The organism is Bacillus infantis NRRL B-14911 (assembly GCF_000473245.1).
Taxonomy (GTDB): domain Bacteria; phylum Bacillota; class Bacilli; order Bacillales; family Cytobacillaceae; genus Bacillus_AB; species Bacillus_AB infantis.
Window position 1 is genome coordinate 640,627 of record NC_022524.1, and the last position, 21,902, is coordinate 662,528.

Annotated in this window: 20 protein-coding genes, 1 pseudogene and 2 riboswitches; of the genes and pseudogenes, 16 read left to right on the forward strand and 5 right to left on the reverse strand. The window is 47.8% G+C overall.

What is annotated here, in order from left to right:
* Positions 1-46: 46 nt before the first annotated feature.
* The 4 genes from N288_RS03475 (at position 47) to N288_RS24530 (ending at position 2,392) form a co-directional block, all read left to right on the forward strand.
* Entirely contained in the window at positions 47-640 is a 594-nt protein-coding gene (locus tag N288_RS03475; protein ID WP_009792146.1) for a CalY family protein, read from the forward strand.
* A 74-nt stretch (positions 641-714) separates the two neighbouring features.
* Positions 715-1,617, forward strand: coding sequence for an LPXTG cell wall anchor domain-containing protein (locus N288_RS03480; RefSeq protein ID WP_009792145.1), 903 nt, complete (start codon positions 715-717; stop codon positions 1,615-1,617).
* Positions 1,618-1,668: 51 nt separating this feature from the next.
* A complete protein-coding gene (locus tag N288_RS03485; RefSeq protein ID WP_022543371.1) occupies positions 1,669-1,866 on the forward strand; it encodes a hypothetical protein in 198 nt (65 codons plus the stop codon).
* A gap of 243 nt (positions 1,867-2,109) precedes the next feature.
* Positions 2,110-2,216, forward strand: a riboswitch (cyclic di-GMP riboswitch).
* Positions 2,217-2,251: 35 nt separating this feature from the next.
* Positions 2,252-2,392, forward strand: a complete 141-nt coding sequence (locus tag N288_RS24530) for an anti-repressor SinI family protein (RefSeq protein ID WP_022543372.1) — start codon at positions 2,252-2,254, stop codon at positions 2,390-2,392.
* Between the two features lie 139 nt (positions 2,393-2,531).
* On the opposite strand, the gene N288_RS03490 is transcribed toward N288_RS24530, so the two are convergent.
* A complete protein-coding gene (locus N288_RS03490) occupies positions 2,532-2,855 on the reverse strand; it encodes a helix-turn-helix domain-containing protein (RefSeq protein WP_009792142.1) in 324 nt (107 codons plus the stop codon).
* Positions 2,856-3,087: 232 nt separating this feature from the next.
* On the opposite strand from N288_RS03490, the gene N288_RS03495 reads away from it, so the two are divergent.
* The 5 genes and pseudogenes from N288_RS03495 to N288_RS03520 all read left to right on the forward strand — a co-directional run bounded on the left by N288_RS03495 (position 3,088) and on the right by N288_RS03520 (position 10,013).
* Positions 3,088-3,471, forward strand: coding sequence for a MerR family transcriptional regulator (locus N288_RS03495; protein ID WP_009792141.1), 384 nt, complete (start codon positions 3,088-3,090; stop codon positions 3,469-3,471).
* A pseudogene (locus N288_RS03500) lies at positions 3,468-4,985 on the forward strand (class I adenylate-forming enzyme family protein). Before N288_RS03495 ends, N288_RS03500 begins: the two are co-directional and overlap by 4 nt.
* A 63-nt stretch (positions 4,986-5,048) precedes the next feature.
* Positions 5,049-6,671, forward strand: a complete 1,623-nt coding sequence (locus tag N288_RS03505) for an acyl-CoA dehydrogenase family protein (RefSeq protein ID WP_050767261.1) — start codon at positions 5,049-5,051, stop codon at positions 6,669-6,671.
* A gap of 1,036 nt (positions 6,672-7,707) precedes the next feature.
* Entirely contained in the window at positions 7,708-9,027 is a 1,320-nt protein-coding gene (locus N288_RS03515; RefSeq protein WP_009792136.1) for an FAD-dependent oxidoreductase, read from the forward strand.
* Positions 9,024-10,013, forward strand: coding sequence for a class I SAM-dependent methyltransferase (locus N288_RS03520; protein ID WP_009792135.1), 990 nt, complete (start codon positions 9,024-9,026; stop codon positions 10,011-10,013). The genes N288_RS03515 and N288_RS03520 overlap by 4 nt, the downstream gene beginning before the upstream one ends.
* A 55-nt stretch (positions 10,014-10,068) precedes the next feature.
* Here the strand turns inward: N288_RS03520 and N288_RS25005 are convergent, their stop codons facing one another.
* The gene (locus N288_RS25005; protein WP_022543376.1) at positions 10,069-13,377 is read right to left on the reverse strand and encodes an EAL domain-containing protein; all 3,309 of its coding nucleotides are present in this window, start codon (positions 13,375-13,377) and stop codon (positions 10,069-10,071) included.
* A 51-nt stretch (positions 13,378-13,428) separates the two neighbouring features.
* Positions 13,429-13,511, reverse strand: a riboswitch (cyclic di-GMP riboswitch).
* Between the two features lie 115 nt (positions 13,512-13,626).
* Between N288_RS25005 and treR the strand changes: the two genes are divergently transcribed.
* From treR to map, 4 genes are all read left to right on the forward strand, one after another.
* Entirely contained in the window at positions 13,627-14,352 is a 726-nt protein-coding gene (gene treR, locus N288_RS03530; RefSeq protein ID WP_009792133.1) for a trehalose operon repressor, read from the forward strand.
* 109 nt (positions 14,353-14,461) lie between these two features.
* Positions 14,462-15,781 (forward strand): lysine N(6)-hydroxylase/L-ornithine N(5)-oxygenase family protein, encoded by a 1,320-nt coding sequence (locus N288_RS03535; protein WP_009792132.1) that lies wholly within the window; start codon positions 14,462-14,464, stop codon positions 15,779-15,781.
* 61 nt (positions 15,782-15,842) lie between these two features.
* Positions 15,843-16,367, forward strand: a complete 525-nt coding sequence (locus N288_RS03540) for a type 1 glutamine amidotransferase domain-containing protein (RefSeq protein ID WP_009792131.1) — start codon at positions 15,843-15,845, stop codon at positions 16,365-16,367.
* 594 nt (positions 16,368-16,961) lie between these two features.
* Positions 16,962-17,711: a type I methionyl aminopeptidase gene (gene map, locus N288_RS03545; RefSeq protein WP_009792130.1), complete on the forward strand. Its 750-nt coding sequence runs from the start codon at positions 16,962-16,964 to the stop codon at positions 17,709-17,711.
* Positions 17,712-17,770: 59 nt separating this feature from the next.
* Here map and N288_RS03550 read toward each other — a convergent pair whose 3' ends face one another.
* The 3 genes from N288_RS03550 to N288_RS03560 form a co-directional block, all read right to left on the reverse strand.
* Entirely contained in the window at positions 17,771-18,493 is a 723-nt protein-coding gene (locus N288_RS03550; RefSeq protein ID WP_022543380.1) for a class I SAM-dependent methyltransferase, read from the reverse strand.
* Positions 18,494-18,719: 226 nt separating this feature from the next.
* On the reverse strand, positions 18,720-19,541 hold the full coding sequence (locus N288_RS03555; RefSeq protein WP_009792128.1) for an MBL fold metallo-hydrolase: 822 nt from the start codon (positions 19,539-19,541) through the stop codon (positions 18,720-18,722).
* Between the two features lie 76 nt (positions 19,542-19,617).
* A complete protein-coding gene (locus tag N288_RS03560; RefSeq protein WP_009792127.1) occupies positions 19,618-19,842 on the reverse strand; it encodes a DUF1128 domain-containing protein in 225 nt (74 codons plus the stop codon).
* 168 nt (positions 19,843-20,010) lie between these two features.
* On the opposite strand from N288_RS03560, the gene N288_RS03565 reads away from it, so the two are divergent.
* The 3 genes from N288_RS03565 to N288_RS03575 are packed head-to-tail and all read left to right on the forward strand — an operon-like array spanning position 20,011 to position 21,720.
* Complete coding sequence (locus N288_RS03565; protein ID WP_022543381.1) at positions 20,011-20,478, forward strand: low molecular weight protein-tyrosine-phosphatase; 468 nt, start codon at positions 20,011-20,013, stop codon at positions 20,476-20,478.
* 25 nt (positions 20,479-20,503) lie between these two features.
* Complete coding sequence (locus N288_RS03570; RefSeq protein ID WP_022543382.1) at positions 20,504-20,890, forward strand: YtxH domain-containing protein; 387 nt, start codon at positions 20,504-20,506, stop codon at positions 20,888-20,890.
* Between the two features lie 17 nt (positions 20,891-20,907).
* Positions 20,908-21,720 carry a YihY/virulence factor BrkB family protein gene (locus N288_RS03575; protein WP_022543383.1) on the forward strand — a complete coding sequence of 271 codons (813 nt, stop codon included), beginning with the start codon at positions 20,908-20,910 and terminating at the stop codon, positions 21,718-21,720.
* The last annotated feature ends 182 nt before the right edge of the window (positions 21,721-21,902 follow it).

A 21,902-nucleotide genomic window follows, 5' to 3' on the forward strand; every position in this document is an offset into this window, starting at 1 on the left:
TATAAAAAATTATACATACCCAAAGGGTAAGAGGAGGAAACGGAACATGGGATTTAAAAAGAAAGTTGGAATGGGGATTGCATCTGCGGCGCTTGGAATGTCTTTGGTTGGTGGGGGAACGTTTGCTTACTTTAGTGATACTGCGGAAGCAAATGGAAAGTTTACTGCGGGGACTTTGGATTTAAATGCAAATCCTACAACGATTATTGATGTTAAAAATATCAAACCTGGAGATACTATGCTCCGTTCATTTAATTTGTTAAACGATGGATCTCTGGATATTGCCTCAATAAAGTTAAAAACAGAGTACTCAGTGACTGACGCAAAGAACAACAATGCAGATGATTTTGGAAAGCATATACGTGTAAATTTCCTCTTCAACCAAGATAAATTAGATACACCTATCTATTCAACAACCCTTTCAGAGTTAAAAACAATGTCGCCAGACGTTATTGAAGGAAACATTTTCAGCGGATGGTTAGCTGAACGTGGAGGAAAATTAGCTGCTAAAACATCAGATAAACTCTGGGTACAATATGAGTTTGTAGATAATAAACAAGACCAAAATCAGTTCCAGGGAGACTCATTGCAGCTTAATTGGACATTCGAAGCCAAGCAAGGCAAAGGGGAAGCTAAGTAAATCTAGAGCAGAAAAAAGGCGGGATGGTACTCTATCCCGCCTTTTCCTAAATAACCAATCAGTGAGGTAATGCCATGACCAACCTGCATAAGTTGGCAAAACCGAAGGTAATATTCACCATTTTAACCTTGTTACTTTTAACGTTTTTTCCTACCTTAAAGGCATTTTCTGAAGAGAAAGAAATCGATATCAATACGAACCTGAACGGCTATTTTTTCCACGTTGGTGATTTAAAGCCAGGCGACTGGATGCCGCGCGACATCACTATCATCAACAATGGAAAGCAGGATTTCAGATACTCCTCAATTATCGGCAAAAAGAAATCTGTTAAGGGTCTTTTCGAAGAGTTAGAGCTTTTAGTCAAAAAAGGCAATGACACTTTATATGAAGGAAAGATGAAGGATTTCAAAGGCTTCACCCCAAGACCACTTAACAAAGGCCAATCTGAAACTCTATTTTTCCAGGTGACAATGCCTTACGAGCTCGGCAATGCCTTCCAGGATTCTTCTGCAGAGGTAGAGATACTGTTTGTAGCTGAAGCGCTTGATGGCGGAGGCGACCCGCCAGGAGATGGAGATCCACCAGGGGACGGAGATCCTCCAGGAGACGGAGATCCGCCTGATGATGGGGACCCGCCGGGAGAGGGTAATCCAGGAGAAGACCCAGGGGATAATCCCGGTGATGAAGATCCTCCAGGTGAAGACAATCCTGATGACGGGGACGATCCGGGTGAAGGGGACAGTGAGGACCCAGGAGATGACAGCAGCGGCCCAGGAAATAATCCCGATGAACCGGCAAGCGGAAACCCAGGCAGCGATCCAGGTGACGGTATAACGGTTACACCAGAAATCAGAGAAAATATACTCCCTGACACGGCAACCAACACATATAATTTCATGCTTCTCGGAGGCATTTTGCTGGGGGCAGGCGGCATATTATTGCTAGTAAGATACCGCAGGATCAGGAAAGACCATTAACAGGGCCTTGGAATGCTATTCAAGGCCTTTTATCTAAGGAGGAACCCCCCTATGTACCGAAAAAACTGCCCTAAATGCCACCGCCCATCCTACAGCAGCAGTGAAATGGGCGAATGGCTCTGTCCGGTGTGCGGCAATGATCTGACGCTGTTTCCCTTTTTTGATGCGTTTACATTTGAGCAGCTGCCGGTGAAGGTGGTGCCTTTTAAGAGGAAGATGGAGAGCTATAAGGGAAGGGCCGTTAAATAGATAGAGGAAATAAGGCCTACCTAAAAGCTGTCGACGGAATGAGCAAAAATCTTACACTATACCCTCAGATTTACCGGGCCAGAAGTCTTATGGGTTTCCGGAAGATTTCTAAATCTATCCAATTATCCTTCATTTTGTCGAATAATATCTTAAAATAATTTGAAGAATTTGACAAAATACAACACGCAAATGCTGGGAAAACTTTTATAGTAGTCTTAAGAGGATATGAAAAAAGCAGGAGTGAGCAGAAAAAGGCAAACCTGTTGAAAGATAGGGACGCAAAGTCACAGGTCTACCGCGCCTATTGAGAGTAAAGTCGGATGAGGCGCCAGGACGGCTGGATTGCCTGGAATACGAAATGTATTTTAGGGGGAAGAGAAGGGTTATGAAAAATAATATGCAGGAAATGGACATGGAATGGGTCGCACTAATTACTGAGGCGAAGGAAATAGGCCTGAAAAAAGAAGATATACTTAACTTTCTTGCCGGCCAGCCGGCAGTGGATCTGGTAGCGGATAACGGCTGAAAACTAACAACAGAATATAGAAAGCTAAGTGTTTCTCTTCAGGAGAAATGCTTTTTTATTTTGCGGGGACAAAGGAGGTTACGGAGGCTGTCAAGCTTGGTGACTGGTTGTCCTTGTTTGTATAACAGCCTCGGAGCAGTTATTTTTTTTGGTTGATCCTCCATTTATTGAATTCGAGGAATTCACGGAACTGGTCTTTTGAGATGCCGGAATCCATTGCTTCTTTGACGATATTCATCCATTCAGAATCCAGCTCTTCTTTATTAGGCTGGTCCAGGATCAGTGTATCAACCGGAACATGAAGAACAGCAGAAATTTTTTCTAAAAATTGAATGGAAGGATTCGTCTGAAGGTTTCTTTCCAGGGAGCTTAGGTAGGATTTTGCTACGCCTGCCTGTTCAGCGAGCTCTGATAATGACATCTTTCTCTCCTGACGCAGTCTTTTTACACGTTCGCCAATCATTGATTCCACACACCTTTTATCCAGAAGTTATATGATCGAAGGGTTATTTATTAAGAACGATTTGTTCAATCACTATATTTCATTTTAACACAATTGTAATATCTTTTCCTAAGAGTCCAGACGAAAAAATCAAATTTTTCTTAATAGAAACTGAATCCGCTGAAGACTTGAACTTTACGTTAACGTAAATGTTATATTGGTGTCAGAATAGTGAAAGAATTCGGGTGATAGCATGGAATACACCATTTCGGAGCTGGCAAAGGCTTTCGATGTCAGCACAAGAACCATCAGATATTACGAAGAGCTTGGCTTATTATGCCCTAATAGAAATGAAAACGGCAGAAGAATTTTTGCCAAAAAGGATTATATCCGGCTGAAGCTGATTTTCCGGGGCAAGCGCTTCGGATTTAAGCTGGATGAAATCAAAGAGATGATTGTGCTGTTTGACCAGGACCGTTCAGGTCGGAAACAGCTGGAGCGGACGGTCGAGTATGGCAGGGAGAGAGTAAAGGAGGTGAACGCCCGCATCGAGGAGCTGCTTTTTTTAAAAGAGGAAATGGAAAAGATGCTGGATCAATTCGAAAAAAGGCTGAACGAAAAGGGGGATCATATATGAACGTATCTGAACTGCTGGCGAGGAAAGGAAGAAAATATCCAAACAGGGAGGCTCTCATTTCAGGAGAGGAGAGGCTTTCCTATAAAGAGCTGAACAGCAGGGTCAATAAGCTGGCAGATGCATTGAGGGCAAGGGGCTATGCGAAAGGAGATAGAATTCTGCTTTTCATGCCGAATGTCCCGGAATTTGTGGTTACTTATTTCGCGGCGGTGAGGATTGGTGCGCTGATTGTGCCAGTGAACAGCCGGCTGACGTGATCTGAATTGGGATATATTTTGGATCACAGCGGGGCGAGGGCCATATTTGCTCATGAGATGCTGCTTGAACAGACGGGAGGTTTGAATGAACGGACTGGTCTTGATTGTGTGAAGACAGGCAGCTCAGTTGCTGGATGGAACAGTTTTAAAGAACTGGTGGCGAGCGGCAGGGATTTAGATGCGGGAATTCCCTTGATAGAGGATGACGAGGCGGCTATCCTTTACACGTCAGGTACGACCGGAAGTCCGAAGGGGGTGCTGTTCACGCACCGCAATATTCTTTCTGCGGCTATCATGATGGCGGTGGAGATGAGGATGAAGCCGGAAAGCCGCATGCTCCATTTGATGCCGCTGAGCCACTCGGCACCGCTCCATCTGTTCCTGATTGCAGGCACCTATGTGGGGGCAGCCCATATCATGGCACCCATTTTCACACCGGAAGTTCTGTTAAAGCTCGTCTCTTCGGAAAAAGCGACCCATTTCTTCGGGGCGCCGGTTGCCTATCTTTTCACAGCCAAGCAGCCTGATATTGAAAAATACGATTTGTCTTCGATGGAGTATTGGGTGTACGGCGGGGCTCCGCTTGGAGAAAAAGAAGTCCGGCTTGTGAAGGAGCGGCTGAAAACGGACAGCCTCTATTGTGTGTATGGACTGACAGAGGCCGGGCCGAGCGGGACTCTGCTGCTGGCTGGCGAACACGGACAGAAGGCTGGCAGCATCGGGAAGAGGGCGGCACTTGGAACGGAAATCATGATTGCCGATGAAAAAGGCAATCCAGTCGAGCCGGGCGAGGTTGGCGAAATCCTTCTGAAGGGCGAAGCTGTCATGAAGGGATATTATAAGGATTCCGAAAAAACAGCGGAAATGATTAAGGGTGGCTGGCTCTATTCCGGTGATATGGCCAGATTTGATGAGGACGGCTACATCTGGGTCGTTGATCGGAAGAAGGATATGATCATTTCAGGCGGGGTCAATATTTTCCCGAAAGAGATTGAAGAGCTGCTGGCCTCGCATCCTGCCATTGCCGAGACGGCAGTTGTGGGCGTGCCGCATCCGGAGTGGGGCGAGACGGTTAAGGCATATGTGGTTCTGAAACAGCCTGGAAGTCTGGATAAGATTGAGTTAAAGGCATTTTTGTCAGGAAAAATAGCTGATTATAAGATTCCGAAATTATATGAAGAAATAGAGGCGCTGCCGCGGAATGCGACAGGCAAGATTTTGAAGCAGTCATTGAGAGAACAGAAGGAATCTGTTTGAGGAGGGGAACTTTTGAATTTTTATAAAGATGATCCTAATTTGGCATTTGTACTGAAGCAGTATATGTATGAGGACTTTTTTGCTTGGGCTGAAAAGGAGCTTGAAGCTTTTGGAGGGTTATGCGCAGGCGAGATCGACGAGCGTGCGGTCCATACAGACAGGGAAGGCCAGCCGCGGCTGATCAAGTATGACAAAATGGGCAATGATATTTCCCATGTCTGGCTGAATGAGGGATATAAGAAAACGGTAGAGCAGACTTATAATGCGGGCATTGTCGGCTATGTCCACAAGGAGATTCCGGAGCTTGGGCGCAAGGGGAATTATGTGTATTCGTATGCACAGGGATATCTGCTGTCACAGACGGAGCCTGGCTTTTACTGCCCGGTCACTTTAACGATGGCGACCGCTTATCTGATCGATCATTATGCGGATGAAGAGCTGAAGGAGAAGTATTTGCCTCATGTGATCAGCACGGGCGAGACCGAGCTGTTTGAAGGTGCGACCTTTCTGACGGAGAGGCAGGGCGGCTCTGATGTAGGCGCCAATGAGGTGAAGGCCGTGCTGGAGGACGGCCAGTACCGGATTTATGGGGAAAAATACTTTGCCTCCAATGCGGGTGCATGCGGAGTGGCAATGGTTTTGGCCAGGAGAGAGGGAGCGGCTTCTGGATCGAAAGGCTTGAGCTTGTTCCTTGTTCCATGGCGGAAGGAGACCGGCGAGCTGAACGGACTTGAGATCAGGCGGCTGAAGGATAAGCTTGGCGTCCGCGCTGTGCCGTCAGGAGAAGTGGTGTTCCACGGGGCAGAGGCCCATCTGGTAGGCGATGCGGATAAAGGAATCCACTATATGATGGAGGCGCTTAATCTGTCGCGGATCTGCAATAGCGTGGCTAGCATCGGCATCATGCAGCGGGCTTTTTTGGAGGCGAAACAATACGCTTTTGTGCGGAACGCCTTTGGCAGCAGGCTTGCTGACTTTCCGATGGTAAAAGAGACACTTGCCAAGCTGGCCTGCAAGCAGGAGGTTGAGACGAGTGCCGTGTTCAGTCTGATTGCGCTGTATGACCGGGTGGCGGCAGGCGAAGCTTCGCGCGAAGAGGAAGCGATGAACCGGCTTTTGATCGCACTGCTGAAGAAAGAAACAGCTGAGCAGGCCATTCATTTTGCGCATGAATCGATTGAGATGCATGGCGGGAACGGCTATATTGAAGACTTTGTCACACCGCGGCTTTTGCGGGATGCGCAGGTGCTGACGGTTTGGGAAGGTACAGCTAATATTCTGGGGCTTGAGATTTTGAGATTGATAGAGAAGTTTCGGGCAGATGAGCTGTTTGTTGGGAAAATAGAGACGGAGCTTGAGGGGCTGGATGAGCGGCTGCAGGAGTTTGCGGCACCTGTGTATGAGGGGCTGTTGAGGTTGAAGGAATTGCTTGCGGCTGTTGGACGCGCAGATCGCGATATGCAGACGTACCACTGTAAGCGTGCAGCTGTGCTGATGGGGAAAATCTATGAAAGTGTGATTGCTTTGAAGGATGCAGCTGTCGGTGGTGAGCGGAAAGAGATTGTAGCGCGGGTGTTTTTGAATGATATTTGGGGGCTGACTGAGGTTTTGGATGAAGAAATGCTGCCGGTGACGCATTTTGATGTACTGATGCATGTGGGGGAAGCGGTGGAAGTGGAGGTTTGAGTGGAGTGGGGCGCTGAATCTGGGATTTGGCGCTTTTTTTGTTTGTGCGGTGGGTTGGCTGGGGGTTCGGATGGCGGTTATTTGCGAGTTTAGGAGGATATTTGCGGGATTTTTGATATATTTGCGAGTTTTGGGATATATTTGCGACTTTGCTGGGTTTATTTACGAGTTTCCGATTATATTTGCGACTTGGGGTGGAGGGGGTGGCTCGGTTGAGCGTGCGGCTGGCTGGATGGGAGCTGCTGCCGGGCGGATATTAGCAACTTTTTCGTTTTATTAGCAAGTTTTCCAGTATATTAGCACTTTCGCGATATATTAGCAACTTTTCAATTATATTAGCAACTTTCAGGTTTTATTAGCAACTTCGTCGCCAGGCCGCCACACCGCAACCCGGTGCCAGGCGCCCCACCCCGCAAAACAGCGCCAATTCTGCTTTCACGCTGCCAAGGTGCCTGGCACCACCATTTTGATGTGCTGATGCATGTGGGGAAAGCGGCGGAAGTGAAGGTTTAGGTAGAGTGGGGCGCTGAATCTGGGGATTTGGCGCTTTTTTTGTGCTGGTGCGGAGGTTGGCTGGGGGTTCGACGGGTGGTTATTTGCGAGTTTCGGAATTTATTTGCTAGTTTTGGGATATATTTGCGACTTTGTGGGATATATTTGCGAGTTTTCGTTTTTATTTACGACTTGGGGCGGCGGGGGTGGCTCGGTTGAGCGTGCCGCTGGCTGGAAGGGAACTGCTGCCGGGCGGATATTAGCAACTTTTTCGTTTTATTAGCAAGTTTTCCAGTATATTAGCAACTTTCGCCATATATTAGCAACTTTTCATTTATATTAGCAACTTTCAGGTTTTATTAGCAACTCCGCCGTCAGAGCTCTCCACCGCATCCCGGTGCCAGGCACCACCCCGCACAAAACAGCGCCGTTTCTGCATCCCCGCATCTCCGGTACCAGGCACCACTCCAAAAACCCACAGCACACCCCCTGGTTTCAAAATCCCAATTCCAGGCTATAAGATGAGAAAAAGGTGGTGGACTGGATGGTTCTTAAGACAGAGGTGGCGATATTGGGCGGCGGAATCGGCGGGCTGACGCTGGGGCTGAAGCTGGCGCAGGCGGATGTGCATGTGACGGTGATTGAAAAGCTTGATGGTCCGTCGCCGGTGTATAAGGGAGAGCTGCTGCAGCCGAAGAGTCTGCAGATTTTTGAGCAGCTGGAGATCCTGAGTGAGATTGAGTATAACGGCCATAAGTTTTCGAGGATCAATTTTTCCGAGATTGATGAAGAGGAAGAAGAGCTGGCGATGGATTACCAGGTGCTTCCCGGGGAATTTGATTATGCGCTGATGATTGAGCATGAGACGCTGAAGGGCATTCTCCTGAAGCATGCGATGAGCTATTCCAATTTCGAATATATAAAAGGCGGGCTTGGCAAAGGGTATTGCGAAGACCGGCTGATTGTGGAGGTGCGGAAGCGGAAGGAGCAGTTTTCGCTGAAGGCGGATTTCTATGTCGGGGCAGAGGGCCGCAACTCCCTGACGAGAAAGAAGATTGAGAGCGAGACGAAGAAGATTGATTATAATCATCATTTCCTGACGGTGACTTTCCCGCGGCCGGACAGTTTGACAGAAGGGCAGATCATTACGGCGAAGGATAAGTTCCTCGGATTGTTCCCGCTTCCGGACAACAAGGTCCGTTCGGTGTATCTCATACCGGAGGGGACTTATAAGGAGTTTCAGGAGAAGGGGATCGAGCATTTCCATCAGAAGTACATCGAGCTGTACCCGGAGCTTGATGGTTATGTGACGAAGCTGAAGAGCTGGAAGGATATTCAGCTGATGATTCCGACCGCCTTTTATGCAGATAAATATGTGGACGGCAACCATGTCATCCTTGGCGATGCGGCGCATACGGTCCATCCGATGGCCGGTGAGGGCATGAATATGGCGATCCAGGATGCCGATGTGCTCGGCGAGCTGCTGGTGACGATGTATGAGACAGGGAATCTCAGCCCGAAATGGCTGAGCTGCTATGAAAAAGTCCGCAAGCACCGGGCGGAAAAAATGATCAAGTTCAGCCATTTATCAGCACTTGCCTATTCCTATCCTTATCAGCTTGTGACAGGGATCAGGCAGAAGGGGCTGAAGCAGATCGAAAGGGACAAGAAGCTGCAGTTCAAACAGATGCTGAATATTTCAGGACTCGGATTCTGGCAGGAAAGCCTGCTGGACCGCGCCATTCAGATCGGGATGCTGCCTGCCCGCGAGAAGAAGCTCTCGCCTGCAGAGAAGGAAAGTTATTTTTACAAAGAAAAGGATGACTATCCTTGGAAAACGAAATTGGCAGGAGGCGTGCTATGATCTCGGAATATATAAGACTATTAAAAGCAAGGAACTGGATGAAGAAAAACCAGCCTTTCCTGTACAGCTGGCATGCTTATGTGGGATTTGAGCTGGATTTGTTCTCCCAGTTCAAGGATCCGAAGACGGTCCGCGAGGTGGCGGCGGCGCATGATTACCAGGAGGAGCTCCTCACCAGATGGGTGGAGGTGGGACTGGCGGTCAAGCATCTGAAGAAGAAGCGCGATGGAAAAATCAAGACCGCCTCAAAATTCAGCCTCCCCTCATCGCCTAAGAATCCGCGTTCGACAGGTGTCATCCTGAAGGAAATGATGGAGCTCCATATCCCGACACTGCTGACCTATCCGGATATGCTGCGGAAAAATGAGCGGAACACATTTGACAATGACGAGCACGGACCGACCGTGGCACGGACTTCCTCCCTCTTGGAGCAGCTCGCACTGCCAAAGATGTCCAAGGTAATAAAGAATAATGATATAAAATCGATTCTGGATGTAGGATGCGGCGAAGGAGGGTATCTTAAACGGATCAGCCAGAAACATCCGGACATTACCATGACCGGTATTGAAATCAATGGAGATGTTGCAGAATCTGCAGCCGGCAATTGTGCTGACAATCCTAATATCAGCATCGTCCATGCGGATATGCAGGAATATGAACCGGAGAAAAAGGCAGATTTGATCATGATCAATAATCTCCTTCATTATATTGAGCCTGAGGAACGGGAAGGCTTGTTTGAGCGGATGAGCGGCTGGCTGTCGGATAAGGGGACGATCACTGTCATTACCCCGATTCTTCATTCCAAGAAGGGCGAGGAATTTTCAAGCGTCTTCAACAGCTTTTTCTCGGCATTTGAAAATCTGTATGCCACCCCGACGGAAGAAGATATGATGAAAATAGCCGGCAAGCTCGGGATGGAAATAAAGACCTTCAAGCCGATCATCACAGAAGGCGGATGGTATTTCGTTGAGCTGGGACGGGCATAGAAAAAAGACGGGGCAGGTGCTCCGTCTTTTCCTGTGCAGATGGCAATAAGGCACTCTAGCTGAAATAATCAACCGGGCATTCTGCCTCTACTTGCCGGGAGCCGGGAATCCTTGTGCCTTTTTCGGCAGGTCCCTGTATTTCATTCAGAAGCTGGGTGAGCTCTTCCCGGCGCTTGTCATCTATGCTGAACTCCAGCCCATATTGTGTGACAAGGTCCGATTTTTCTTCTTTCCAGACAATATGCCCATCAAGGCTGAGTGTTTCTCCAAGAATCTTTGTTTGGATCTGAAAGAGAATATCCTGTCTGATTGGCAGTTTGATGTTGGTATACAATCTGGCGCCGCCGGGTCCGATATTTTCGATCAGCACTTCATTTTTGCCCATCTCGACCTGTTTATCTTTCAGCTTGAGGATGGTCAGGTCAGCACCGAGAGGGAGGGGAAGATCGATCCGGAAATACTTCCTTTGTTTTTTCAGCTTGTCCAAGCCTTTACCGCCGTCCGGCAGAATATACCCTTCTTTTAGAAAGTCCCTGAACACTATGCCGGAAACAGGCCGGGAAAAGAGAAAGCCCTGGATTTCATCGCAGCCCTTCTTTTTGAGAAAATCCAGCTGTTCAAATTCCTCGACTCCCTCAGCGACTACCTTCATATTCAGACCATGGGCCATGTCGATCAGGCTGGAGGTAATGGTGGCGTCCTCCAGATTGGAGATGATATTTTTGGTAAAAGATTTGTCTATTTTTAGCGTATTGAACCTAAATTTCCTAAGGTGCGTAAGCGATGAAAAGCCTGTTCCAAAGTCATCGAGAGACAGTTTTATTTTTAGCTGCCCAAGCTTTTCAAGCTCCTGGAGGACCTGGTCCGAATAGTGGATCAGGCTGGATTCGGTCAGCTCCAATTCAAGCAGCTTGGGGGATATGCCATGCTTTTGGCAAAGGTCCCCGATCATTTCGGCCAGATTATTTTTGTAAAAGCGCTGTCCTGACACATTGATGGAGATTGGCACAAGGGAGAGGCCGCCTTTCTGCCATTCCTCCATCTTGGCTATCACATTTTCGATCACCCAGTCTCCGATTTCAACGATCAGCCCTGACTCTTCCGCAACAGGAATGAATTCCATCGGGGATACAATCCCCCAGTCAGGATGGTTCCAGCGCAGCAGGGCTTCGGCGCCTGCCAGCTTATGGGTCCTTGGCTCGATCTTTGGCTGGAATTCCACGTAAAATTGGTCATCCTTCAAAGCATTCCGCATATCTCTTTCCAGGCAGTACTTTTTGAATGATTCAATATTCATGGATGCGTTGTACACCTGATGGCTGCTTTTGCCCATCTGCTTGGCATGGTACAGGGCGGCATCGGCATTGCGCGCCAGTTCCTCCGGCGTGCTGCCATTATTGGGATACAGGCTGATCCCGATGCTTGCCGTAATGAATAATTCGTAGCCTTCAATCTCGTAGGGCTTCTGGATGGTGCCTGTAATTTTCGCTGCCAGTCTGCTTGCATCCTCAATGCTCTCAACGTTCCGCGCGATAATGGCAAATTCGTCGCCGCCCATCCTGGAAGCAAAATCACCCTTCCGGATTGAGGCCGTTATCCTGTCCGCCGCCTCTTTCAGCACCTGATCGCCAATCGGATGGCCCAGGGTGTCATTGATATGTTTGAATCGGTCAAGATCCAGATACATGATCGCAAATTTTTCTGGATTTTTGCCCTCGAACAGGCCATTCAGGGTCTGGTCGAACAGGCGCCTGTTCGGCAGGCCTGTCATATAATCATGATAGGCGAGGAATTCCATTTGTGCCTCGGCCTGCTTTTGGGCTGTGATATCTGCCACAATGCCATCCAGGCGAATGAGCCGGCCTTTTTCATCATAGATGGGGATGAGGTGGTCGCTTACCCATTTGAGCTTTCCGTCCCTCGTGATGATTCTGTATTGCTGCCTGATAATATTTCCTTCTGATATTTTATTCTGATTGTTTATCACTTCCTGCACATCATCCGGATGAATAGATCTATTCCATATACGCGGATCTCTATACAGTTCTTTTTTTGTATACCCATAGATAGCAAGGATCGCATTAGAACAGATCAGAACCTTTTTGCCAGCGGGGTCGAGCGACCATACACCCACATCAGAATTATTATAAAAGCTCTTAAATTGCTCTGTGTTCTCAGCCAGTCTGTCCTCTATTTCCCGCTGTTCCGTAACATCCCGTGAAATGCCGACGGCCCTTTCAGGACAGCCGTCACCATCGAGGATCAAGGTGGACTGATGGTGGAGCCGGCGTACTTGGCCGTCCTTCCGGATGATTCGGTATTCCAGATCTGCCGGGGTCTTTTCCTCCAGTGAAGCATGGTAATTTTTCAAAAACGGTGCAAGGTCCTCCGGGTGGATAAAGTCTTTATAATAATCAAAAGAAGGAATGAATTCATCTTTTGATACTCCGAACATTTCATACATATGCTCAGACCAGTAGGCGGAGTCTTCCTTGAAATAGTAGTCCCAATATCCGAAGTTAGCCGTCTTCTGGGCGAGATTGAGCCTTTCCTCCGCTTTCTGCAGCTTGCGCTCCTTTTCAGCCAGTTCTGTGATGTCCTTGGCAATCCCGAATACGCCGGTTATCTGATTATCTGTAATGATAGGAATATTTGTGATATTTGCATCAAACTTTTCCCCGGATCTGTTGATGCCGGTCATATTGTAGTTTTGCGGTTTACCTTTTGCGGCCAGTTTAAACATGCACATCACAAGGCTCATAGATTCCGGGGCAACAAATTGCCTGAAAGATATTCCATGCATGTCGGGATCATAATGGAACAAACGGACGAGGGAATCGTTAAAGGCTGTCACATCTCCGTTTAAATCCAGTGAATATACGGCATCCGGATGGTTGTCAAAAAGAGATCTGTACATCTGTTCACTTATGCTGAGCTTTTGCTTTAAGTTTTCTTCGGCTGTAATATCCTTTGAGATCCCAATGATCCCGATGGTTTGGTTTTCCTGGATAATCGGGATGGCGACACTGTTTAACAGAATCAGCCCGCCGTCTCTGCGGTTGATCCGGAAAATATGTGTTTGGGTAGAACCCTGCAATACTGCCTGGAAGCTTGTCTCTGCCTTGGGGAGGTCTTCCTTGCAGACAAAGGGAAAAAATCCCCTCTTTTGAATTTCTTCTGCACTAAATCCTGTGGCCTTAACGGCCGCCTCATTTACTTTAAGGATTTGGCCTTCTTTATCCAGTATGTAAGCCAGGTCTGATGTGTTCAGGAATAAGCTCTCATAGATATGTATATTTTCAACCAGGGGGGCACCTGGTTCTTGAATAGTTGTTTTCAATTTATGATTTTCTATTTTTTTCAATGATTTCTTCACCTTTCTAGTAATCTGGCAAGGTGTCATGCTAAAAAAATAGCAAGCAGCCCGGCTGCCATAGCAAAAGCCTTAGGCCCGCAGCTTTGCGTCTTTTACTTTCATAAAATTTGCCACTTATATAGTACCATATACCTTTAATGGGAAATTAGGTATTTTAATGGTAATATATACCTACTTAAAGTTTGAGCCATTTTCAAGTTCATAAAAAAACGTTACACTATCCATAGGTGATTAATAATGAAGAATAAATATCTGCTCATATACGAAGAGCTGGCATCAAAGATCCAGGATGGATATTATCCTGCAAGAAGCATTCTTCCGTCTGAAAATGAATTGACGGAGATGTTTGAGACATCGAGGGAAACGATTCGGAAGGCGCTGAATCTGCTGGCGCAGAACGGGTTCATCCAGAAGATACGCGGGAAGGGCTCGATTGTGCTTGATCTGAAGAAGCTGCAGTTCCCGATTTCCGGTCTGGTCAGCTTTAAGGAGCTGGCAGGAAAGATGGGCCAGAAGGCGGAAACCGATGTCGCGGAGTTTGCACTTGCGTTCCCGGATGATGATTTGATGAGGCAGCTGCATATCAAGGGAGAGGAAAAGATATGGAAGGTATGCCGTGTGCGGAAAATCGAGGGCGAGCGGATTATCCTTGATAAAGATTTCCTGGTAGAAAAATTGGTTCCCGGCCTGACAGAAGAGATTTGCCGCAATTCAATATTTGAATATATCGAGAACACGCTGAACCAGAAAATCAGTTTTGCGAAAAAGGAATTCACTGTCGAGGAGCCGACAGAGGAAGACCGGAGGATGCTTGACCTGGAAGGATACCATTCCGTCGTCGTCGTGAAAAATTATATCTATTTTGATGATGCATCCCTTTTCCAATATACTGAATCACGCCACCGGCCGGACAAGTTCCGATTTGTCGATTTTGCCAGGCGGATGGACATGCCTTCAGGCTGACAGGATGTGCTGGATCGGGCTTGAAAAAATAAGAAAATGGGTAAAAACTAACAGATTAAAGTCTGTTAGTTTTTTTTGTTGTGAAAAATCCTTGAGAAGGGGTAATAGCATGAACATATATAATCTGATTGGCATCGGCATTGGTCCCTATAATTTAAGCCTGGCGGTGATGCTGAAGAAGGTCCCTGGACTGACGGGGCTCTTTTTTGACAAAACACCGGAATTTTCCTGGCATCCCGGCATGCTGATTGAAGGCTCGGAGATGCAGGTGCCGTTTCTGGATGATCTGGTCACCCTGGCTGATCCGACAAGCCCATACACGTATTTAAATTATCTGCACGAGCATGACCGGCTGACCCAGTTTTCCTATTTTCACCGGCTGGAGATCCCGAGGAAGGAATATAATCATTACTGCCAATGGGCAGCTTCAAACCTGGACAATTGCAGGTTCGGCATGGAAGTGGCGGATGTGCGGGACAGGGAGGAGAATGGAGAGCGCTTTTTTGAGGTGACAGTGCTGAATATGGACAATGGGCAGGAAGAGACTTATTTTGCCTATAATCTGATTCTCGGCACAGGGAATGAACCATTGGTGCCGGGCCATATAAAGGATTTCCTGGGGGAGGATTGCATCCACTCCAGCCGCTATCTGCAGTACAAGGACAAGCTGGTTGAGGGCGGGTCCATCAGTGTCATCGGTTCAGGGCAGAGTGCTGCGGAAATCTTTTATGATCTTCTGCAATGCCAGAAAACGCATGATTTTCAGCTCAACTGGCTGGCCCGCTCTGCCGGATTCCTGCAGCTGGAAAGCACAAAGCTCGGCCAGGAGTTTTTTTCACCGGAGTACGTGAATTATTTTCACAGCCTTCCTTATGAGGAGCGGATCCAGTCACTGGATACATTGAACGGCCTCCGCAACGGCATTGAGCCGGGGCTGCTGGATCTTATCTACAAAGAGCTTTATCACCAGACAATCGGCGGCGAGTCCAGCCTAGCGAGGATTCAGCCGCACGCGGAGCTTCAGGGGATGGAGCGCACATCATCCGGCTTCGCGCTTCAGCTCCAGCAGAAACAGGCAGAAACACCTTTTAAACTGGATTCTGACAAAGTGGTCCTGGCGACGGGTTATCGGCCGCATCTGCCGGACTGGCTGCTCAGCCGCTATGCTGACGAAATCATCTGGGAGGCAGAGCGCGAATTCAAAGTGTCTCTCTCATATGAAATCCTTTTTAAAAAGAAGCGCACAAACAGGATCTTCACCCTGACCAATATTGAGCATTCCCACGGGGCCGCTGCCACCCATCTCGGCTTGTCAGTCGACAGGAACAGGCGGATCATCAACACCCTTGCTGAAAAAGAAATCTATAAAAGCAATAAGAAAAACGTCTTTCACCGCTTTGTCCCGCGGGAAGAAGAAGTTGTACTGTAAAACAAGGTTTTATCACTGCCCAGGGAGGGAAATCTCATTAATGTGATCAAATTTAAAGGAGATGACCGAATTGGCTAAAATCGCATGCTTAATTACCGAAATGTTTGAAGACGTAGAGTATACAGATCCTGCGAAAGCTTTCAAAGAAGCGGGACATGAAATTACGGCAATCGAGAAGGAAGCAGGCAAATCTGTCAAAGGCAAGCAGGGAGACGCAACCGTGCAGATTGATAAAGGGATCGATGATGTAAATCCTTCCGACTTTGATGCACTATTCCTGCCAGGCGGATTTTCTCCTGACCAGCTTCGTGCCGATGACCGTTTTGTCCAGTTTACAAAATCCTTCATGGACGACATGAAGCCTGTATTGGCAATCTGCCACGGACCGCAGCTGCTCATCACAGCAAAAACGCTTGATGGAAGAGATGCGACAGGCTTCAAATCCATCCGCGTCGACATGGAAAACGCCGGCGTCAACTTCAAGGACCAGGAAGTTGTCGTATGCCAGAACCAGCTGGTAACAAGCCGTAACCCGGATGACATCCCGGCGTTCATTAAAGAGTCATTGAATGTACTTTCGAAATAAAATGGAGCAGGAGCGGGGGCGCTTGGTTGAGCGTGGCCCGCTCTTTTTTTGCACTTGGATATGGGTATTTTTGTAAAGTGGAAAAATTATTGCTGTTTTTGGGGTGAATCCTGCTTAAAGTGGGGTGAAAAAACCGCAGTCTGGGGAGAAAAAATCAGATTTTGGGAGTAATAATTTAAAATGTAGAGAGAATGGCTTTTTTCCCAGCTGAAAATCCCGATTAAACACACTCAAAATAGAAGGGGGCGGGGCGGTTACATTATGGTGACCGTTCTTTTTTTGATGGTAAGTGGGTATTTTTGTAATGGGGGGATTATCGCTGTTTTTGGGGTGAATCCTGCTTAAAGTGGGGTGAAAAAACCGCAATCCGGGGAGAAAAAATTAAATTCCAGGCAGAATAATCCTAAATCCAGGGAGAATGGCCATTTCCTGTTTTGTGGCACACCCAGCCCTCCAATCATATAGTGGTAAAAGGCATCAGGCGCCATTCCTTTGAAATTCTTCCTTTGTCGCGATAAGATAGAGAAAGGGACTTTTTTGCTATCTGAACCATATACAGTTTTACATAAATGAGCGGGGAAGGCAGGTAAAATGATGATTGTATTGAAATCAGCGCGTGAGATTGAAGCGATGAAAAAAGCGGGCGAAATTCTCGCCTCGTGCCATAAAGAGATTGCGAAGAGAATCAAGCCGGGTGTGACCACTTGGGAAATCGATGAGTTTGTGGAGGGATTCCTCAAGGAGCATGATGCGACTCCGGAGCAGAAAGGCTACAAAGGCTATAAATATGCGACCTGTGCCAGCATCAATGATGAAATCTGCCACGGTTTCCCGCGCAGGGAAGAATTGAAGGACGGCGATATCGTCACGATTGATATGGTTGTAAGATATAACGGGGCGCTCGCAGATTCTGCCTGGACCTATGCGGTCGGCAATCTGTCCGAGAAGCACCGCAAGTTGCTGGAGGTCACAAAGGAAGCCCTCTATAAAGGGATCGAGCAGGCTGTGCCTGGCAAGCGGATCGGGGATATCGGCCACGCCATCCAAACCTATGTCGAGGGTGAGGGCTTCTCTGTTGTCCGCAATTTCATTGGGCACGGAATCGGCAATGTGATTCATGAAAAGCCGGATGTGCCGCACTTTGGCCTTGCTGGAAAAGGGCCGCGCATCAAGGAAGGGATGGTTTTCACCATCGAGCCGATGGTCAATGTCGGCGTGTATGACACGAAAATGGACAATAACGGCTGGACAGCGAGGACGGCAGACGGCAAATTCTCTGCGCAGTATGAGCATACTATTGCGGTTACAAAAGAAGGCACATTGATTTTAACAGATCAGGAATAGAAGGAAGGGCAGGTCTTCGGATCAGTCTTTTTTTCTAAAAAGCGTGGCCCTGTGAGTACTCACAGGGCCTTTTTCCTTCCGATATACAGTGTATCGCCTGCCGATAATCCATACTTTCTTGCTTCCTCGAGGCCGTGATGCTCAGCAAAATCATACTGTTCCAGTAAAAAGCCTGCAGCTTCAAGCCTGCCCGTAAAATCTTCCTTGCTGTAGAGCCTGACATGGTCACTCTGGCCAAAATACCTCAGCTTATCCGCGGGAGAGGTGATCAAGGGATTCTCAAGGCTTTTCTTCAGATTCAGGCTGATGGGTACCTGCAGAATGCTCCAGCCACCGGGCTTCAGCACCCGGTAAATCTCGTCCATGGCAGCTTGATCTTCAAGTATATGCTCCAGCACATGGCTGCACAGAATCACATCGAAGCTGCCCTCAGGACAAGGGATGGCCCGGATGTCCATTTTGACGGTTTCTGCATCCTTCGGCATCAGGTCCCCCGCCAGATAATCGACCGCAGGTTCCTTGCTGATCCATTTCCTTAAGTTTATTTCGGGAGCAATATGCAATAATTTCTGCTTCTTTTTCAGCAGATTGGTTTCCCTTTCGATGAAAAGCCTGTAGAGCCGTTCACGGTCAATGGAGTGGCAGTGCGGGCAAATGGCGGTTGCTTTGTTCCACATTTCATAGATATGGCTGGGAAAGTCATATTTGTCCGGCCACGGAATAAAAGAGTCAAAGCTTTGACTGCAAAAAGGACAATGATATGGTGTTCGAGTGTCTGTCATTGTGCATCCTTTCCATTCTTCTTTATCCAGATATAATCGCGCGCGCAGTGTAGTATATAAATATGGAAAAGTGAATGGAAGGTTACTATAAAGAGGCTTATCCCCATAAAACAGTCAAACTATCCACAAAAGTGTATATCTTTCTGAAAAATCACGCTTATCCACAGGGTGATTTTTATCGGAAAATGGCTTATCCACAGAAAAAAGCCCGGCATATGCCACGCAATCAGTTACCGAATTCTTTTTTCATCAGTTCAATATTGCCCTCATGGAAATCCTTCATGATGCGGGGATACTTATATTCCTCAAAGAGTACATAGCTTTCAGCTTCTTTACCTTCAGCCACATATTCCTTCAGTTTTGCAAGATAACCGGCAGAGGAGTGGATGCGGGATGAAATCTCCTCATTGCTGTAGGCCGGCAGTCCGTGCCCGGTCATCATGAGCCGGAAGCTGTGGTCTGCGAGGCTGTCCGCGAATTTTTCCAAAGTGAGCAGATAATCGGTGCTGGAAAAATAAACATAAGGGAATTCTGTATCACAGAGATAGTCTCCTGCGATCAGCAGGTCCAGCGACGGGATGATGCAGGCAATCCCGCAGTCAGTATGGCCGGGCGTCAGGAAAAATTTAAGCTCTGTCCCGCCGACAGCCAGTGCCTGCCCGTCCTGTGAAATGACGATGTCAGCGGCCGGATAAGAAGGTGTATAGTCCCGGTCGATATAATAAGAATCATCAAATGAGAGGATCTGCTCGATTATTTTTTCCCTTTCCTGCCCGTCCTTTTCGTTCAAGGCTTTGCTTGCGATGATGGTTGCATCAGGGAAAGCGCCGTGGCCGATAATATGGTCATAGTCAGAATGGGTGTACAGTACAAACATCGGGCGGCTTCCTGCTGAGCGGTACACATAGGAGCGGATTTCTTCAATTTCATGGGGAAGCCAGCATGGATCGATGACGAGGACCAGATCCTCCGTTTGAATGACGGCAGAATTGGTCTTAAACAGGCTGCTCTGAAAAATCGCTGTGTTTTGGTCTTTATGGATGAGCATGGGAATCCTCCTTTAGTGGTGTCAGGCACCACTTTTATAAAAACAAAAGCAGACCCCATAGGCCTGCTGCTTTCACTTACATTTTCCTCAAGTTGCCGAGCTCTTCTACAAGCGCCTGCATTTCATTGGGGCTGAAAGAATCTTTTTTCATGACAAGATCGTAGATTTCCTTCAGCTCTGTGTACATTTCCTCGTCAAAATGGGACGGTTTAATGGCACCGAGGTTCAGGACCTTCAGCTTTTCTTTGATCTGTTCAATCATATATTCGACATTTGCAGTTGATTTTTCCGATAAGTTCATGGGGGTGTCATCCTCTCATCACGATATCGACAGGGAGTTCCTGTCCTTTACTCTTCATCTTTCCATGATAAGAGCGGAATGTCAATGAAATTATGGAGCGGCCTTCCTGCTTATAGTTGCATGAAAGCAGTGAAATAGAAGAAAATGTAGCTAAGGGGGAATGTGATTGTGATTCGCGTTTTGTTTGTGTGCCTCGGCAATATCTGCCGCTCGCCGATGGCAGAAGCCCTGTTCAGGGACCAGGTTAAAAAGGAAGGTCTGGAAGGAGCCATCGAGGTCGATTCTGCCGGGACAGGTGACTGGCATATCGGCAAGCCGCCCCATGAAGGAACCAGGAAAATCCTTGAGAAATACAAGGTGGATGCTGCAGGATTGGCCGCCCGGCAGATTAAAGCATCCGACCTGGATGAATTCCAGTGGATCGTGGCGATGGACAGCCAAAACCAGGCAGATATTCTGAGCCTTAAAAAAGGCAATCCTGATGCCAGGGTAGTCAGGCTCCTCGACTACAGCGACCGCAGGGATAAAGACGTGCCGGACCCGTATTATACCGGCAACTTCGAGGAAGTCTACAGCCTCCTGAAGGAAAGCTGCGAAAGCCTCCTGAAAGAAATAAGCATAATTTATCATTTATAAAGTAAAAATGGAAAGAGGGATAAGCATGGGGAAAACGAAATTACTGCAGGGAATGCTGCTAGGTGCGATTGCAGGCGGTGCATTGTCACTATTTGATAAAGAAACACGCCGGGCCGTTCTGGAGACAAGCCGCAAAACAGCGGGGAGTGCAGCCTATTACATAAAAAATCCTTCGAAAGCAGCCGAGTCGGTCAAACAGACGGCCAGCTCGATCCGCACGACCATTGAACAGGTAACGGAAGATGTTGCTTTTATCACGGAAAAAGTCGAGGAGTTGAGGGAAGTGACTCCCCAGGTGGTGGATATTGTCCAGGAAACACGCTCCGCTTTTTCAAAAGAAAGCAAGAAAGCTCCTTTAGCCGAGGATGAGCCATTAAAGAAGACTTCAGCTATCAGTACAGAAGAAGAATGAGCAGAGGAGGGGCTGCAATGAGGCCGGGAATTCCGTATGTATGGAAAAAAATCCACGAAGACGATATCTTTGGCCTCGCAGCCCAGCTGGCCTATTTTTTTCTGCTCTCCCTTTTTCCGCTCCTCATCTTCCTCGTCACTCTCATCACCTATCTGCCCGTCAGCCAGGTGGATATCCTCGGCTTCATCAGGGATTATGCGCCAGGCGATACGATGGCGCTGATTGAGTCGAACCTTAACCAGATCGCAGACCGGAGCGGAACGCTTCTGTCTGTTGGGATCATCGGGACCATCTGGTCGGCATCCAATGGAATTCATGCGATCGTAAAAGCCTTCAATCTGGCTTATGAGGTCAAAGAAAGCCGCCCGCTGATCGTGGCGCGCGGCATGGCGATTTTATTGACGTTCGCCATGATTTTTGTATTTGTCGTGGCCCTTCTGCTGCCGGTGTTCGGGAAGCAGATCGGCGTTTTCCTGTTTTCCGCTTTTGATTTGTCATCCGAATTCCTCTCTGCCTGGAACGCCCTGCGCTGGCTTGTCAGTATCGTTATCCTGTTCATTGTTTTTCTTGTGCTCTACTGGATTGCCCCCAATGTGAAAATGAAATGCATCAGCGCGCTGCCCGGTGCCATTTTTGCCACCGCCGGCTGGATCCTTGCTTCACTCGCTTTCTCCTATTATGTTGGCAACTTTGCCAATTATACCGCGGCCTACGGAAGCATCGGCGCCATCATTGTCCTGATGGTCTGGTTCTATCTGACCGGCGTCATCATCATCCTTGGCGGCGAGGTCAACGCCTATGTCAGCAAGCGGAAGAATGGGGATTGCTAGGATACACCCCCTGATATTGCCTTCTTAGAAAGCAGGAGTGATGTTCACACTATTAAAGGGGAACACACCACCATCATCAGGAGGGGAAGCACATGGGAAAAGGCAAAACCAAGCAAAAAGGCAAAGACAGCCCGAAGCATAAAACATCGGGATCTGCTAATAAATCGAATGGTTATCATTAA

Bases quoted from the DNA above. Each gene is read 5' to 3' on its own strand.
- N288_RS03475 (WP_009792146.1), top strand. From the start codon at position 47: ATGGGATTTAAAAAGAAAGTTGGAATGGGGATTGCATCTGCGGCGCTT.
- N288_RS03480 (WP_009792145.1), top strand. From the start codon at position 715: ATGACCAACCTGCATAAGTTGGCAAAACCGAAGGTAATATTCACCATT.
- N288_RS03485 (WP_022543371.1), top strand. From the start codon at position 1,669: ATGTACCGAAAAAACTGCCCTAAATGCCACCGCCCATCCTACAGCAGC.
- N288_RS24530 (WP_022543372.1), top strand. From the start codon at position 2,252: ATGAAAAATAATATGCAGGAAATGGACATGGAATGGGTCGCACTAATT.
- N288_RS03490 (WP_009792142.1), bottom strand. From the start codon at position 2,855: ATGATTGGCGAACGTGTAAAAAGACTGCGTCAGGAGAGAAAGATGTCA.
- N288_RS03495 (WP_009792141.1), top strand. From the start codon at position 3,088: ATGGAATACACCATTTCGGAGCTGGCAAAGGCTTTCGATGTCAGCACA.
- N288_RS03505 (WP_050767261.1), top strand. From the start codon at position 5,049: ATGTATGAGGACTTTTTTGCTTGGGCTGAAAAGGAGCTTGAAGCTTTT.
- N288_RS03515 (WP_009792136.1), top strand. From the start codon at position 7,708: ATGGTTCTTAAGACAGAGGTGGCGATATTGGGCGGCGGAATCGGCGGG.
- N288_RS03520 (WP_009792135.1), top strand. From the start codon at position 9,024: ATGATCTCGGAATATATAAGACTATTAAAAGCAAGGAACTGGATGAAG.
- treR (WP_009792133.1), top strand. From the start codon at position 13,627: ATGAAGAATAAATATCTGCTCATATACGAAGAGCTGGCATCAAAGATC.
- N288_RS03535 (WP_009792132.1), top strand. From the start codon at position 14,462: ATGAACATATATAATCTGATTGGCATCGGCATTGGTCCCTATAATTTA.
- N288_RS03540 (WP_009792131.1), top strand. From the start codon at position 15,843: ATGACCGAATTGGCTAAAATCGCATGCTTAATTACCGAAATGTTTGAA.
- map (WP_009792130.1), top strand. From the start codon at position 16,962: ATGATTGTATTGAAATCAGCGCGTGAGATTGAAGCGATGAAAAAAGCG.
- N288_RS03550 (WP_022543380.1), bottom strand. From the start codon at position 18,493: ATGACAGACACTCGAACACCATATCATTGTCCTTTTTGCAGTCAAAGC.
- N288_RS03555 (WP_009792128.1), bottom strand. From the start codon at position 19,541: ATGCTCATCCATAAAGACCAAAACACAGCGATTTTTCAGAGCAGCCTG.
- N288_RS03560 (WP_009792127.1), bottom strand. From the start codon at position 19,842: ATGAACTTATCGGAAAAATCAACTGCAAATGTCGAATATATGATTGAA.
- N288_RS03570 (WP_022543382.1), top strand. From the start codon at position 20,504: ATGGGGAAAACGAAATTACTGCAGGGAATGCTGCTAGGTGCGATTGCA.
- N288_RS03575 (WP_022543383.1), top strand. From the start codon at position 20,908: ATGAGGCCGGGAATTCCGTATGTATGGAAAAAAATCCACGAAGACGAT.